The organism is Mesorhizobium sp. M7A.F.Ca.AU.002.02.1.1 (genome assembly GCF_003998535.1).
In the GTDB taxonomy this organism is placed as follows: Bacteria; Pseudomonadota; Alphaproteobacteria; order Rhizobiales; family Rhizobiaceae; genus Mesorhizobium; species Mesorhizobium ciceri.
In genome coordinates, this window is sequence record NZ_RZPB01001155.1 from 1 (window position 1) to 1,365 (window position 1,365).

Genomic DNA, 1,365 nt, shown 5'->3' on the forward strand with positions numbered 1-1,365 from the left:
CGCCTGGAGTGTCTCGGCGCGGCCAACGCGATCGTTCCGCTGCTGCGCAACATTGATCAATACGAAGAGACGGTCATCTTTCCCGCCTACGAGGATGCCGTGGTCAGCAGCAATGCGAACCTTGCCTCAACCCGGCGATTGCGGGCCGAACATATGGAAGACGAATGCGTTGGCGGTGAGGTGACCGAAATTCTGCTGGCCATCGGTCATGGCGAGGCGGTCGAAAACCCCGAAGCCCTCGGGTTCATGTTGCGCGGCCTGTTCGAGAATCTGCGCCGGCACATCGTGTTTGAACGCGAGCATGTCCTGCCGATGATCGGGATCGTCGATCGAGACTAGAGTTGACGCAATTCCGGACGGAAAACTGTTTCAGCCTTTTCCTGGAATTACTCTAGGCTCCGGAGCGGCTCGCCAACCGGGCAAGGCTGTCCACAGTCACATGGCGGTTGTTGTCGATCCGGATCACGCCGTCTGTCCGCAGCCGGGTCAACTGGCGGCTCACCGTCTCGATTGTCAGGCCGAGGAAATCGGCGATGTCGGCACGTGTGAGAGGCAGTTCGAAGCTCGTCGGATTGGTGTTTGGATCGAGCGTGGGATCGATGTTTCTGGCAATCATCAGCAGAAAGCTCGCCACTTTTTCCGCAGCGGTCTTGCGTCCCAGCGTGACCATCCAGTCGCGTGCATCGTCGAGTTCGTTCAGCGTCTGCTTGAGCAGGCGGTGCTCGAGATCCGGCGACTCCCTCATCATCCTTTCGACGGAAGCCCTTGGAAACGAACACAGGGAGACGGCCGTTGCCGCTACCGCGTTGATCACGCTTTCCACCTTGAACGGCCGTCCCAGAAAATCGGGGGCAAACTGAAGCGCGACAATCTGCTGGCGCCCGTCCGAAAGGCTCTTCGTCAGCTTCACGACGCCGGAAAGCATGTTGGAATAGCTGTCGACGGTTTCGGCGTCGCCCATCAGTTCTGACCCCGGTTCAACGGTGTGCTTTGACGAGGTCTTGGCGAGCCCGACCAATTGATCGGGATCAAGGGCACCGCAAATGCCGCGATGCCTTGCCTCGCAGGATTGGCAAAGCACGGGAATACCGGCACTATGAACATCCTGACGCACTGTCATCACGATCGTCCGAGGATCCAGGGTATCGGCAAGATAAGCATCGGCCATTGAAAAAGCCTTGTGGCAGTTTGTCCGGTGCAAAGGCTTTGACCGAAATCAAGGTATCGGCGTGCCGTTGCGGTCATTTTCCGGGCCATGCAACCACAGGAATGGCGAGATGCGACCGGAACTAGCTGCCAGACTTGGCGAGAACGTGCCGCGCTACACGAGCTATCCGACCGCGCCGCATTTCCATCCGGGGGTCG

Annotated in this window: 2 protein-coding genes; one reads left to right on the forward strand and one right to left on the reverse strand. The window is 58.9% G+C overall.

Features of this window, described 5'->3' with window-relative positions:
* Positions 1–339: hemerythrin domain-containing protein (locus EN879_RS36025; RefSeq protein WP_164774838.1), on the forward strand; the 339-nt coding region annotated here is incomplete at its 5' end.
* Between the two features lie 52 nt (positions 340–391).
* On the opposite strand, the gene EN879_RS36030 is transcribed toward EN879_RS36025, so the two are convergent.
* Positions 392–1,120 carry a Crp/Fnr family transcriptional regulator gene (locus EN879_RS36030; protein ID WP_164774839.1) on the reverse strand — a complete coding sequence of 243 codons (729 nt, stop codon included), beginning with the start codon at positions 1,118–1,120 and terminating at the stop codon, positions 392–394.
* Positions 1,121–1,365: the final 245 nt, after the last annotated feature.